The organism is Nonomuraea sp. LP-02, assembly GCF_036289125.1.
Lineage (GTDB): Bacteria > Actinomycetota > Actinomycetes > Streptosporangiales > Streptosporangiaceae > Nonomuraea > Nonomuraea bangladeshensis.
This window is the reverse complement of the sequence record NZ_JAXCLK010000001.1, coordinates 3,350,118-3,362,657: the sequence shown is the minus strand read 5'-3', so window position 1 is coordinate 3,362,657 and position 12,540 is coordinate 3,350,118. Positions and strand designations below refer to the sequence as shown.

14 protein-coding genes are annotated in these 12,540 nt (G+C 73.1%); 8 read left to right on the top strand and 6 right to left on the bottom strand.

The genetic code is table 11. The features are described 5' to 3' along the window. Positions 1–45: 45 nt before the first annotated feature. The 5 genes from SMD20_RS15665 (at position 46) to SMD20_RS15645 (ending at position 6,385) form a co-directional block, all read left to right on the top strand. A complete protein-coding gene (locus tag SMD20_RS15665; RefSeq protein WP_329581058.1) occupies positions 46–1,539 on the top strand; it encodes a PucR family transcriptional regulator in 1,494 nt (497 codons plus the stop codon). A gap of 259 nt (positions 1,540–1,798) precedes the next feature. Next, entirely contained in the window at positions 1,799–3,142 is a 1,344-nt protein-coding gene (locus tag SMD20_RS15660) for a helix-turn-helix domain-containing protein (RefSeq protein WP_329592569.1), read from the top strand. A gap of 44 nt (positions 3,143–3,186) precedes the next feature. Continuing rightward, positions 3,187–3,807: a copper resistance CopC family protein gene (locus SMD20_RS15655; protein WP_329581055.1), complete on the top strand. Its 621-nt coding sequence runs from the start codon at positions 3,187–3,189 to the stop codon at positions 3,805–3,807. Further along, positions 3,804–5,777 (top strand): cytochrome c oxidase assembly protein, encoded by a 1,974-nt coding sequence (locus tag SMD20_RS15650; protein WP_329581053.1) that lies wholly within the window; start codon positions 3,804–3,806, stop codon positions 5,775–5,777. Before SMD20_RS15655 ends, SMD20_RS15650 begins: the two co-directional genes overlap by 4 nt. A gap of 194 nt (positions 5,778–5,971) precedes the next feature. After that, positions 5,972–6,385, top strand: coding sequence for a sensor histidine kinase (locus SMD20_RS15645; protein WP_329581052.1), 414 nt, complete (start codon positions 5,972–5,974; stop codon positions 6,383–6,385). A gap of 15 nt (positions 6,386–6,400) precedes the next feature. On the opposite strand, the gene map is transcribed toward SMD20_RS15645, so the two are convergent. Then, the gene (gene map / locus SMD20_RS15640; RefSeq protein WP_329581050.1) at positions 6,401–7,249 is read right to left on the bottom strand and encodes a type I methionyl aminopeptidase; all 849 of its coding nucleotides are present in this window, start codon (positions 7,247–7,249) and stop codon (positions 6,401–6,403) included. 5 nt (positions 7,250–7,254) lie between these two features. Here map and SMD20_RS15635 point away from each other — a divergent pair, with 5 nt between their 5' ends. Next, entirely contained in the window at positions 7,255–7,458 is a 204-nt protein-coding gene (locus SMD20_RS15635) for a hypothetical protein (protein ID WP_344214442.1), read from the top strand. A 15-nt stretch (positions 7,459–7,473) separates the two neighbouring features. Here SMD20_RS15635 and SMD20_RS15630 read toward each other — a convergent pair whose 3' ends face one another. Together SMD20_RS15630 and SMD20_RS15625 are read right to left on the bottom strand one after the other, a co-directional pair. Then, complete coding sequence (locus SMD20_RS15630) at positions 7,474–8,118, bottom strand: cyclase family protein (RefSeq protein ID WP_329581048.1); 645 nt, start codon at positions 8,116–8,118, stop codon at positions 7,474–7,476. Continuing rightward, positions 8,115–8,366 carry a CBU_0592 family membrane protein gene (locus tag SMD20_RS15625; protein ID WP_329581046.1) on the bottom strand — a complete coding sequence of 84 codons (252 nt, stop codon included), beginning with the start codon at positions 8,364–8,366 and terminating at the stop codon, positions 8,115–8,117. Before SMD20_RS15625 ends, SMD20_RS15630 begins: the two co-directional genes overlap by 4 nt. Positions 8,367–8,438: 72 nt before the next feature. On the opposite strand from SMD20_RS15625, the gene SMD20_RS15620 reads away from it, so the two are divergent. After that, positions 8,439–9,392 carry a LysR family transcriptional regulator gene (locus tag SMD20_RS15620; protein WP_329581044.1) on the top strand — a complete coding sequence of 318 codons (954 nt, stop codon included), beginning with the start codon at positions 8,439–8,441 and terminating at the stop codon, positions 9,390–9,392. 63 nt (positions 9,393–9,455) lie between these two features. On the opposite strand, the gene SMD20_RS15615 is transcribed toward SMD20_RS15620, so the two are convergent. Further along, positions 9,456–10,034, bottom strand: a complete 579-nt coding sequence (locus tag SMD20_RS15615) for a hypothetical protein (RefSeq protein ID WP_329581041.1) — start codon at positions 10,032–10,034, stop codon at positions 9,456–9,458. Between the two features lie 130 nt (positions 10,035–10,164). Between SMD20_RS15615 and npdG the strand changes: the two genes are divergently transcribed. Further along, on the top strand, positions 10,165–10,824 hold the full coding sequence (npdG, locus tag SMD20_RS15610; RefSeq protein ID WP_329581039.1) for an NADPH-dependent F420 reductase: 660 nt from the start codon (positions 10,165–10,167) through the stop codon (positions 10,822–10,824). 11 nt (positions 10,825–10,835) lie between these two features. Here the strand turns inward: npdG and SMD20_RS15605 are convergent, their stop codons facing one another. Continuing rightward, entirely contained in the window at positions 10,836–11,441 is a 606-nt protein-coding gene (locus tag SMD20_RS15605; RefSeq protein ID WP_329581037.1) for a response regulator transcription factor, read from the bottom strand. Beyond that, positions 11,438–12,538, bottom strand: coding sequence for a sensor histidine kinase (locus SMD20_RS15600; RefSeq protein ID WP_329581035.1), 1,101 nt, complete (start codon positions 12,536–12,538; stop codon positions 11,438–11,440). Before SMD20_RS15600 ends, SMD20_RS15605 begins: the two co-directional genes overlap by 4 nt. Positions 12,539–12,540: the final 2 nt, after the last annotated feature.

The following is a 12,540-nucleotide window of genomic DNA, read 5'->3' as shown; positions in this document are numbered from 1 at the left end:
AATCCCGGTCAAAGCCTGTAACAACCGGCTTGTATATTCCTCCAAGTGCGGATCCGTGACCTGCTGGACATTCCCGGCCTGCGGCTGAGGCTGCTGACCGGCGACCCCGACCGCGAGTTCGCCACGGTGCACATCACCGACCTGCCCGAGCCGGGGCGCTACCTGTCCGGCGGCGAGCTGGTGCTGACCGGGCTCATGTGGCGGCAGGCGCCGGAGGACTCCGCGCGGTTCGTGACCACCCTCGCCGAGGCCGGGGTCGCCGCCGTCGGCGCGGGCGCGGCCCTGCTCGGGCACGTGCCCGACGACCTCGTGGCCGCCTGCGCGGCCGCCGGGCTGCCGCTGCTGGAGGTGCCGACCGAGGTCTCCTTCCGCACCCTCACCGAGCTCGCCGCGCCCCGCCCGTCCGGCGACGTACGGGCCGCGCTCGGCCGGCACCGCAGGCTCGTCGCGGCCGTCGCCGAGGGCGCGGACCTGCGTGAGCTGTTCGAGCTGGCCGCCGCCGAGCTGGGCGTCACCGGCGCGGTCGTGACCGCGTCAGGGCACGTCGTGGTGGGGACGGTGGCCGAGCCCGGGGAGGTCGCGCGGGCGTACCTGACCGCGCCGCGGCTGCCCGCCCGCGCCCACGGCCGCACGATCTTCGCCGTGGGCCGCGGCCACCGCGCCGCGGGCTGGGCGCTGGCCCTCGACGGCGACCTGCTCGACCGCGCCGACCTCGGCTACGAGCTGGCCGCCTGCGTCGGCCTCGAACGCATGCGCGTGGAGGAGGGCCGCCGGGTGGAGCGGCGGCTCGCCGAGCAGCTCGTCGTGGCCGCGCTCGCCGGCGCCGACCCGGCCGAGCTCAACGCCCGGCTGCGCACCTGCGGGCTCGACGCGGCGGAGCCGTACGCGGTGGTCGACGTCACGGCGCCCCGCCCCGGCGCGACCCGCGGGCCGGACCCCGCCACCCTCGGCGGGCAGGTCGTGGAGGAGCTGCTCGGCCGCGAGGTCGTCGCGGCGGCCGGGGCCGACGGCGCGGTGGCCGTGGTGCCGCTGCGCGGAAGCACCGCCGGCGAGCTGGCCGCCCGGCTGCGCGCCGCGGCCGAAGTGCTGTCCGCGCTGCCCGGCACGCGGGTCTGTGCGGGCCTCAGCGGGGCGCTCACGGGGGCGGCGGCGCTGAAGGGCGGCGTCGAGGAGGCCGGGCACGCCCGCCGGCTGGCCGAGGCGCGCGGCGGCGGCGTGGTGACCAGCGACGAGATCTACACCCATGCGTTGCTGCTGGCCACCGTGCCGGCCGAGGTGCGCCGTTCCTTCGCCGACCGGCTGCTGTCGCCGCTGCTCGACTACGACCGCCGGCACCAGTCGGAGCTGGTGCGTACGCTCGGCGTCTTCCTCGACTGCGCGGGCTCGTGGAACGCCTGCGCCGAGCGGCTCCACGTGCACGTCAACACGGTCCGCTACAGGGTGCGCAGGATCGAGGAGCTCACCGGCAGGAACCTGGCCACGATGGCCGACCGGGTCGATTTCTATCTGGCTCTGCGTGACACCGCCCCACCCAGGTAGCGGGCGAGAAGCGGGACGGCAGAGGGGACGCTACGGATGACGCCGGCCTCCGCGGAGGAGCCGGCCCGCGAACACGGTGCGGTTTTCGTGCTCGGAAGGCCCGCGCGCCCCCTCGTGCCGGGGTTCAGTTCAGCAGCAGTAGATCTCCAGGGCAGAACTGATGGAAGACGTGTCGGCACTTGCGGCCGTAACATTGCTTCCAATGGTCACCACGACAGCGATCGCGGTAACCAGGGCGGACAGGGCAATGCGCATACGCATGGGGGTTCTCCCTCGCCTATGTAGTTGCTTGGACATATCTTCTCAGGGAGCGACGACTGTGACCACATCTGACCTAGTCGGACTCCGCATTAAGACGGTTAGGCGACAACGCGGCCTGTCACAGGCACAGTTGGCGCATCCCGAGCTGTCGGACAGTTACGTCTCGTTGATCGAGAGTGGAAAGCGTACCCCGACGCCCGCCGTCCTGGAGCTGCTGGCCCAGAAACTCGACTGTTCGCTGTCCTATCTGATCAATGGCGTCACCGCCGAGCAGATGGAGGACATCGAGCTCGCCCTCGGTTATGCGCGGCTCGCGCTCGAGAACGGCGAAGTCAACGAGGCCCGCAACCGATTCGCGGAGCTGCTGGCCAACAACAACCTGACAGGGCTCACCACGCTGCGTCAAGAGGCCGAGTTCGGGCTGGCGCTCGCCACGGAGGCCTGCGGTGACCTCGCCGAGGCCACCTCCATCCTGCTCCGGCTGCAGGAGAGCGAGCTCCCCGCCGACCGGCGCGTCGAGGTCGCGATGGTGCTCTGCCGGGTCTACCGGGAGAGCGAGCAGCTCACCAAGGCCGTCGAGGTGGGCGAGCGGATGCTGCTCGGCAGCACCCGCCAGCCGTGGGCCGACGGGCTGGTCGAGCTGGGCGCCACGCTGCTGGCCGCCTACATCGAGCGCGGCGACCTGCTGCGCGCCCGCCAGTTCGCGGCCGAGCTGCTCAACGCCGCCGACGCGCTCGGCACGCCGCGCGCGATCGTGGCCGCCAACTGGAACGCCTCCAGCGCCGCCTACCTCACCGGCCACCTGGAGGAGGCACTGTCCCTCGCCGAGCGGGCCCTGGCGGTGCAGCTGGAGCACGGCAGCCCGCGCAACGTCGCCCGCATGCGGGCGGCGTTCCTGCGCAAGCGGCTCACGGCCAGGCCCGCCGAGGCCGCGGCCGTGCGCGAGGCGCTGCGCGCGACGCTCGACGAGTTCGAGCAGACCTCGACGAGCACCTTCGACCGCTGCCACCTCAACCTCGACCTGGCGATGGCCGAATACCTGTGCGGCGACTACGCTGCGGCCGCCGAGCACGCCAAGGTGGGCAGGGACCTGCTGCCGGAGTTCGGGCACGCGCTCGGCGCCGAGGCGGGCCTGCTGCTCGGCCGGGTCCACGGCGCGGTCGGCCACTCGGAGGAGGCCGCCGAGCACGTGGCGTCCGTACGCGACTGGCTGACGCCGCTGCCCGACTCCCGCCGCTCCGCCTCCACCTGGTACGCCACCGCGTTCACCATGGAGGAGCTGGGCGACGAGGAGGGCGCGGTGGATGCCTACCAGCGGGCGCTCGCCTGCGTGGGGCTGTAGCGGGGTCCGGACCGGGCGGTGGCGTCGGTAGCCTGGGGGGTGCCATGAAGACTTCCCCGTTCGCGGCCCTCACCGCGATACTCGCCGCCCTGCTCGCGTCCGGACTGCTCGTGGCCGGCACGGCCGCCCCGGCGCTGGCGCACGACTCGCTGAAGAGCAGCTCCCCGGCCAAGGGAGCCGAGGTCGAGTCCCTCGACGAGGTCCGGCTGGAGTTCAGCGCCCGGGTCCGTCTGCCGTTCGTCGTGCTCAACGGCCCCGGCGGCGCCCAATACCAGGCCGGCGAGCCGGAGCTGGACGGCGCGGTGGTCCGGCAGGCGGTCAAGTCGCCGCTGCCGGGCGGCAAGTACACCATCGCCTACCGCGTCGTGTCCTCCGACGGGCATCCGATCGAGGGCGAGATCCCGTTCACGCTCAAGGCCCCGGCCATCGAGAAGAGCCCGTCGGCGAGCGCCGAGCCCTCGACGCCGGCCGCCCCGTCGGCCGCGCCGGCCTCCTCCGAGGCGGCGGCCCCGCCGGTGTCCTCGGCGGCTCAGGAGCCGGCCGCCGCGCCCGCGTCGGCCGAGGACGGCGGCGCGTCGTTCCCCGTCTGGCTGATCATCGTGATCGGCGCCCTCGTCGGCATCGGCATCGGCTTCCTGCTCAGCGCGCGGAAGAGCAAGCCATGAGCAGGGCGGCGCGGCTCGGCCTCGCGGGCGTAGCGGTCGCGGTCGCCGCCCTCGTCCTCGGCATGATCGCCGGCGGCACGGCCTTCCCCAGGATCATCCCGGGCCTGCCCGACGCCGGCGCGGTGGTCCGATGGGGCCTGCCCGTCTCCAAGATGCTCATGGACGTCGCCGGCCTGCTCACCGTGGGCCTGCTGCTCATGGCCACCGCGCTGCTGCCCAGCGACAAGGGCATGCTCGGCGCCTCCGCGCTCGAATACGTCAAGGCCGCCTCCTGGGCGGCGCTCACCTGGGCCGGCGCGGCGTTCCTCGCCATCGTCTTCGGCGCCGCCGAGTCCATCGGCCGCACCCTGCCGCAGGTGTTCGACGGCGTCCTGCTCAGCAGCTACGCCACCCAGACCACGCAGGGCGTCGCGCTCACCCTCGTCGTGCTGTTCGCCGTGGCCATCGCGCTGTTCTCGCGCGGGGCGATCACCGCCGGCGCCTCGGCGGGGCTGCTGGCGCTCGCCCTCGTCACGATGCTGCCGCCGCCGCTGACCGGCCACACCTCCTCCTCGCCCAACCACGACCTGGCCACCTCGTCGGTCGCGCTGCACCTGCTGGCGCTCGCCCTGTGGGTGGGCGGCCTGATCGTGCTGGCCGGCCACGCCCTGCGCCGCGAGCCGCAGCTCGACGTGGCCGCCGCCCGCTTCTCCCGGATGGCGCTCTGGTGCTACGCCGGGGTGGGGCTGTCCGGCGTGTTCGCGCTGATCGCCCGGCTGGGCGCGCTCTCCGACCTGTGGACCGACGAGTACGGCCTGCTCGCCCTCGCCAAGCTCGTCGCGTTCGTGCTGCTCGGCTACGTCGGCTACTGGCACCGCCAGCGCACGCTCACCAGCCTCCAGGCCGGCGAGCCCGGCGCCTTCGCGCGGCTGGCCGGCGGCGAGACGCTGCTCATGCTCGCCACCGTCGGCCTGGCCGTCGCGTTGTCGCGCACCCCGCCGCCCGACTACAGCATCCCCGCCGACCGCGCCTACGAACTGCTCGGCTTCCCGCTCCCGCCGGAGCTCACGCTCGGCAGGATCTTCAGCCTGTGGTGGCTCGACCTGTTCTTCGCCCTGGTCGCCGCCGTGCTCGCCGGGCTCTACGCGGCCGGCGTCGTACGCCTGCGCCGCCGCGGCGACGCCTGGCCCTGGGGACGCACCGCCTCCTGGTTCGCCGGGGTGGCGCTGCTGGTGTTCGTCACGCAGAGCGGGCTGGCCCGCTACGCCAAGGTCATGTTCGACATGCACATGATCGAGCACATGACGTTGTCCATGGTCGTGCCCATCTTCCTTGTTCTCGGCGGGCCGGTCACGCTCGCGCTGCGCGCGCTCAAGCCCGCCGTCAGGAAGGGCGACCGGGGGCCGCGCGAGTGGATCACCACGATCCTGCACAGCCGCTACACCAAGGTCGTCACGCATCCGGTCGTCGCCACGGTCATTTTCGTCGCCTCGACGTACGCGCTGTACTTCACGCCGCTGTTCGAGTCGGCGATGACCGAGCACCTCGGCCACATCTGGATGACCGTGCACTTCCTCGTCAGCGGATGCCTGTTCTTCTGGGTGATCATCGGCGTCGATCCCGGCCCCAACCGGCTCCCGCACGTCGGCCGGCTGCTCATGCTCTTCGTCACGATGCCGTTCCACGCCTTCTTCGGCATCGCGCTGATGATGACCGGCTCCGTCATCGCCTCCGGCTGGTACGACCAGCTCGGCCGCACCTGGGGCGACAACCTGCTGCAGACCCAGCAGGACGGCGGCGCCATCGCCTGGGGCTTCGGCGAGATCCCGACGCTCATCGTGCTGCTGGCCATCGCCTTCCAGTGGTACCGCGACGACGACCGTCAGGCCCGCAGGAGCGACCGCCGCGCGGACCGGGGCGCGACCGACCCCGAACTCGACTCCTACAACGCCTACCTCGCTCGCCTCAACAAGGCTGACCAGGGCGAGTAGCCGATCGGTCACGGCCCCCTATCTTCCGTTACCCGTCTCTGGACCGCCAGGTAGCCTTGCTCCTAGGGGAGAGGGGCATAACCCTGTCAGCAGGCGGCGCGCAGCCTTGAGGGGGGACGCGCGACCGGGCGGATCGCCGGAGTGGGGACCGGCGTGGGGTGCCGAGGAAGGCGAAACCAGTGGAAGAGACGCGGATGCGTGGGGGGCAAAGCCTGGCCGAGGCACTCGAGAGTTACCTCGCCGAGTGGGGGGAGAGGTCGGGGATCGCGGTGGAGATCTGGGCCCTGCCGGCCGCCGAGGTGCCGGAGGGCGTGTGCGCCGGGGTCATGACCGCCATGCGCGAGGCCCTGGACAACGTCGAGCGGCACAGCGGCGCGAGGACGGTCTCGATCGCCGTCACGGCGGGGAGCGGCGGCCTGCGGGTCACGGTGAGCGACGACGGCCGTGGCTTTCACGGGGCGGGCACGGGGCATGCCAAGGGGTCTGCCGCCGGGCAGGGCATCGCCCGCATGCGGGCGGCGTTCGCCGAGGTCGGCGGCAGCCTGTCGGTCAACAGCGTGCCGGGCGAGGGCACCACGGTCACCGGAGTGGTGCCGAGGCGCCCGTAGCCGCATCCGGGGTCGTCAGGGCAGGGTGAGGATCTCGCTGCCCGTGTCGGTGACCACGATCGTGTGCTCGAACTGGGCCGTGCGCTTGCGGTCGGCGGTGACCGCCGTCCACTTGTCGGGCCAGATCTCATAGTCGATGGTGCCGAGCGTGAGCATCGGCTCGATCGTGAACGTCATGCCGGGCACCAGCTCCACCCGCAGCGACGGGTCGTCGTAGTGCGGCACCATGAGGCCGGAGTGGAAGGTCGCGCCGATGCCGTGGCCGGTGAAGTCGCGCACGACGCCGTAGCCGAACCGTTTGGCGTAGGCCTCGATGACGCGGCCCACGACGTTGAGCTGGCGGCCGGGGGCGACGGCCCTGATGGCCCGCATCGTGGCCTCGCGGGTGCGCTCGACCAGCAGCCGCGACTCCTCGTCCACCTCGCCGACCAGGAACGTCGCGTCGGTGTCGCCGTGGACGCCGCCGATGTAGGCGGTGATGTCGACGTTGACGATGTCGCCGTCGCGCAGCACCGTGTCGTCGGGGATGCCGTGGCAGATGACCTCGTTGATCGAGGTGCACAGCGACTTCGGGTAGCCCTTGTAGCCGAGCGTGCTCGGGTAGGCGCCGTGGTCGAGGAGGAACTCGTGCCCGACGACGTCGAGCTCGTCGGTGGTGACGCCCGGCCTGACGTGCTTGCCGACCTCTTCGAGAGCCTGCGCGGCGATCCGGCCCGCCACCCGCATGCGCTCGATCATCTCGGGGCTCTTCACGTCGGACTCGCCGGTCTTGGGGCGCTTCTTACCGACGTACTCCGGCCGCTCGATGTGCGCGGGGACCTTTCGCATGGGCGAAACTCGCCCGGGCTGGAGCAGTGTCGTCATGAACTATGAGTCTACGGGGCAGAATTGACCCCGTGAGCGAAGGTCAGTGGTGGTTCTGTCTGAAGCACATGCGGGTCGAGCCCGATCAGGGCTGCCCCAACAAGGACCGGATGGGTCCCTACGCCTCGCAGGAGGAGGCGGCCGGGGCGCTGCAACGCGCCGCCGACCGCAACAAGGCGTGGGACGAGGCGGAGCAGGATGACGACTGATCCGCCGGCGGGCGGTCACAGCACCGCGTAGGCCCGTACGGGGAAGGTCCCCATGCCCGCGATCATGGGTGGCGCGGCGTGCAGGCGGAAACCCTCATCGGGCAGGGCCGCCAGGTTCGTCAGGTGCTCCACCAGCGGGATCCCCGCCCCCAGCAGGACCGTGTGGGCGGGGCGTTCGCCGTGCGGCGGGGTGTCGTCGATGTTGAGCGAGTCGATCCCGACCAGCGCCGCGCCCTGCTCGGCCAGCCAGGCGGCCGACTCCGGCGCCAGGTAGGGGTGGCCGTCGAAGTAGGCGTCGGTGCCGAAGTGGCGGTCCCAGCCGGTGTGCACGAGCACGGCCTTGCCGCGCACGTCGAGGCTCCGGTCCACGGTCACCGCGCGGCCCGGCCCCTCGGCCCGCACCACCAGGCCGGGCAGGTCGGCGAGCCGGTCCACCGGCGTCGCGGCGAGGTCCGGGCCGTCGGGGTAGCGGTGGAAGGGCGTGTCCACGTACGTGCCGGTGTTGGCGGCCAGGGTGATCGTGGCGATGTGGAACTCGGTGCCCGGGGCGTACACCGCGCGTGAGTCCTCCCTGCTCAGATGGACGCCGATGCGCGGAGCAGGGATGCCCGGGTAGGTCACCAGGCCGTCGTGGACGCGGTGGCTGAGCTCGACGATCATCGCGTGGCACCGACCTTGGCGAGCTTGACGAGGGCGACCACGCCGATGGCGGCCCAGACGAGGTTGAGCCCGGCCGACGGCCAGGCGGCGCTCCAGGCGCTGTTGACCATGAGCCCGACCGCGCCGAAGAGGTTCATGACCTGATAGGTCAGCCCGTCGCCCTGGATGCGCCCGGACGAGACGAGGGCGTAGGCCGAGAGCAGGACGGCCGCGCCCGCCCAGCCGACGACCGCGAGAAGGAGATCCATGCCACAATTCTCCCGGCCCCTCGCGGTAAAGCACAAATAAAGAAAAGTGAAGTTCCCCGTAAGCTGATCTGCATGGACATCGACCCCCGGCGGCTGCGGATCCTGCACGAGGTCGCCCGCCGCGGCGGCGTCATGCGGGCCGCCGAGGCACTCCACCTGACCCCCTCCGCCGTCTCCCAGCAGCTCGCCCAGCTCGAACGCGAGGTCGGGCTGGCCCTCATCGACCGCTCCCAGCGCAGCGTGTCGCTCACCCCCGCGGGGCGGGTGCTGGCCGGCTACGCCGAGCGGGTGGAGGAGGAGCTGCTGGAGGCCCGGCGCGAGCTCACCCGCTTCACCGAGCGGCTGGCCGGGCCGGTGCGCATCGCGGCCTTCCCCACCTTCATCAAGCACATGCTGGTGCCCGCCCTGCGCGCACTGGCCGAGAGCCACCCGAAGATCGTCCCCACCATCCACGAGATCTACGGCCAGCCCGCGCTGCAGGAGCTGCGGCTCGGCGCGGTGGACGTGCTCATCACCGAGCAGGACATGGGGCTGCCCGCGCTGACCCAGCCGTCGCTCAGCACCCGCCTGCTGTACGTGGACGAGTACCGCATCGTGCTGCCGCCCGGCCTGCCGGACCCGCCGCGCACGGTCGCCGACCTGGCCCGGCTGCCGTGGGTGGCCGGCGAGCCGAACCAGGCGTGCGGGCAGGCGCTGGAGCGGCTGGCGGGGCTGCACGGGTTCGAGCCGCGGAAGGTGCACGTCATCACCGAGTTCGGGCCGACGCTGGCGCTGGTGGCGGCGGGGCACGGGGTGGCGATCGTGCCCGCGCTGGCGCTGCTGGACGTACCCGAGGGCGAGGTGCGGGTGAGCGAGCTGCGGGACGTGGGGGCGCGGCGGCTGGACGCGGTCACCCGGGTGAGCCGGACCAGGTCGGGCGAGCCCGACCCGGTGCAGGCGGTGGTGATCGCCGCGATCGAGGAGGCCACGGCGGCGCTCCAGGCCCCCTTGAGCGGCCGTCTCCGCACCCAGCCCGACCCCGTCTGACCGGCCCGTATCCGCACCCAGCCCGACCCCGTCTGAGCGGCTGTCGGCGGCCCGCCGGGGCCGTCAGTCCGGGAGCTGGGGGCCGCTGACCCTGTCCAGGAGGCGGGCGAGGCGGCCGCGGAGGCCGAGGCGCTGCTCCACCTCGCCGGCCGCCGCGCTCACCAGGTGCTGGGCGCCGTCGAAGGTGACCAGTCCCTCGCGCGGCACCTCCAGCGCGTCGTGCGCGAGCCCGGCCAGCTCCCGGTCGCCGCCCTCGATGGCGAGGATGGTGGCGCCGATGCGGCGGGCGTCGTCCACCCGCTCCAGCAGCGGCACCGGCGCCCGCTGCTCGGCCAGCACGAACAACGTCTCCCCGCGCGCCGCCCGCTCCAGCCGGTCGAGGCCGACGCGCAGGTGGGCGGGGGCGTCGGCGGGCGGCGCCCAGCGCACCAGCGTGGGCGTGAGCTGCGGCAGCCCGGAGAATCGCGCCTCGTCGGCGAGGTGGGCGGTCAGGTGCCAGGGCTCGTCCTCGGGGGTGCCGACCAGCAGCAGCCCGCCAGGGGAGCGGGTGGCGCGCAGCGCCTGGCCGAGGTCACGGGCTCGGTCGAGCCAGCTCGTACGGGCCAGGAGTTCGCGCAGAAGTGCCACCGATCCCGAGTCCATGAGCCCATGGTGCCGGACGGTCTCCTGTGGGGGAGCTCTTTCGGAAGTGATGTTTTGACACCCTGTGCACTCGGGCGGTCAATGAGCCCTCGCGCTCACCAGGCGCAAGGCGGCTGGCATGATGCGAGGCATGACTGACGTGAACGTGAGCGGGCTCTCCATCGGCATCCTCGGCGGCACCGGCGACCAGGGGAAGGGTTTGGCGCGGCGGTTCGCGCTGGCCGGGCATCCGGTGCTCATCGGGTCCCGCAGCGCCGGGCGCGCCCAGGAGGCGGCCGAGACCATCGGCGAGGGCGCGCGGGGCGCGGCCAACGCCGACGTCGCCAAGGAGGCCGACCTGGTGATCGTGGCCGTCCCGTACGAGGGCCACAAGGCGTTGCTGGAGTCGCTGCGCGCCGAGCTGGCCGGCAAGATCGTGGTGGACTGCGTGAACCCGCTCGGCTTCGACAAGCAGGGCGCCTACGCGCTGCCCGTCGAGGAGGGCAGCGCCGCGCAGCAGGCCGCGGCGGTGCTGCCGGACAGCCGGGTGGTGGCGGCCTTCCACCACGTCTCGGCGGTCGTGCTGCTGGACCCGGCGGTCGACAAGGTGGACCTGGACGTGCTGGTGCTGGGCGACGACCGGGAGGCGACCGACACGGTGCAGGCGCTGGCCGCGGTGATCCCGGGGGTGCGCGGGGTGTACGGCGGGCGGCTGCGCAACGCCCACCAGGTCGAGGCGTTCACCGCCAACCTCATCTCGATCAACCGCCGCTACAAGGCGCACGCCGGCCTGCGGATCACCGACATCTGAGCAGCCGATTCTCAGAGCCAGCCGGCGTCCTCGGCGACGCGGATCGCGTCGATCTTGTTGCGGGCGCCGGTCTTGGTGATCGCGGCCGTGAGGTAGTTGCGCACGGTGCCGGACGACAGGTGCAGGCGGGCGGCGATGTCCTCGGCGGACGCGCCCCGCGCCGCCTCCCTGAGCACGGTGGCCTCGCGCGGGGTGAGCGGGCTCTCGCCGTACTCCATCGCGGCCGAGACCAGCTCGGCGTCCAGCACCCGCAGGCCCGCCGCGGTCCGGCGGACGGCGTCGGCCAGCCGGTCGGCGGGGGCGTCCTTGACGAGGAACGCCTCGATCCCGGCGGCCAGCGCGCGCCGCATCTGGCCGGGCCGGCCGAGCGCGGTGAGGATGAGGATCCGGCAGGACGGCAGCCGCTCGCGCAGCTCGGCGGCGGCGGTGATGCCGTCGAGCACGGGCAGGTCGATGTCCACGACGGCGACGTCCGGGCGGACCCGCAGCGCGGCGGGCACGATCTCGTCGCCGCGCGTCACCTCGGCCGCGACCTCGATGTCGGGCTCCAGGCGCAGCAGGGCGGTGAGGGCGGACCTGATGAGGTGCATGTCCTCGGCCAGCAGGATCCTGATCACGCGGGCACCTCCATGGCCAGCAGGAAGCCGCCGTCGCCGGTCGGGGCGGCGGCGCAGGAGCCGCCCGCCTGGGCGGCGCGTTCGGCCAGGCCGGTGAGGCCGCCGCCGGCCGGTCCTGGTTCGGGCGGGACGCCGTCGTTGGCGATCTCCAGCCGCGCCCTGCCGCCGCCGGTCGAGGTGGTGATGGTGCAGACGGTGGCCCTGCTGTGCCGCAGGACGTTGGTGACCGCCTCGCGTACGCCCCAGGCCAGCGCCTCCTCGGAGGGGCGCGGCAGCGTCACCGTGGCCAGGTGCGCCTGGCAGCGCACGCCGGACGACTCCAGTAGCGCCACCGCCCGGTCCACCTCGCCGGCCAGCGACATGGCCCGGTAGCCCCGGGCGACCCGGCGCACGTCCTGGGCGGCCTCCCTGGCGACCCGTACCAGCTCGCCCATCTCGGTGCGGGCGGAGCCGGGGTCGCGGTCCAGCAGGCGGGTGGCGAGGTCGCCCTTGAGCGCGATCGCGGTGAGGCTGCGCCCGAGGCCGTCGTGCAGGTCGCGGGAGATGCGCAGCCGCTCCTTGAGCACGGCGGCGTCGGCCAGCTCCTCCCGCGCCCGCGCCAGCTCCTCCGCGGTCCGGGCGAGGCGGACCAGCGCGTACGTCATCGCCCCCGTCGTCGGCACGCTCACCACGTAGAAGGCGGTGACGACGGCGAAGTCGAGGCCGCCCCACAGGATGAACCCCTCGTACGCCATCGCCGCCCCCACCAGCGCGCACCCCCACCCCAGCGGCAGGAACACCAGCAGCGTCCCCGCCAGCATCGGCGTGGCGACGGCCGAGGCGCCGCCCGGCAGCAGGAAGTCCGGCAGGTACGTGGCCACCGCCTGCAGCACGACCAGCAGCGGGAAGCGGGCGGAGCGCTCGCCGCGCAGCGCCGCCCGCATGTTGAGGTGGTGGGTGCCGACGACGGCGAGCATGATGAGGGCGGACACCACGCCGAAGCCCGCTCCCCACCGGAAGTACATCAGCGCGATGACGGTGTAGGCGACGGACACGGCCGTGATGAGCACGATCGCGAGCCGCCTGGCGGGAACGGGGGGCGCCGGGGTGGAGAGCACAG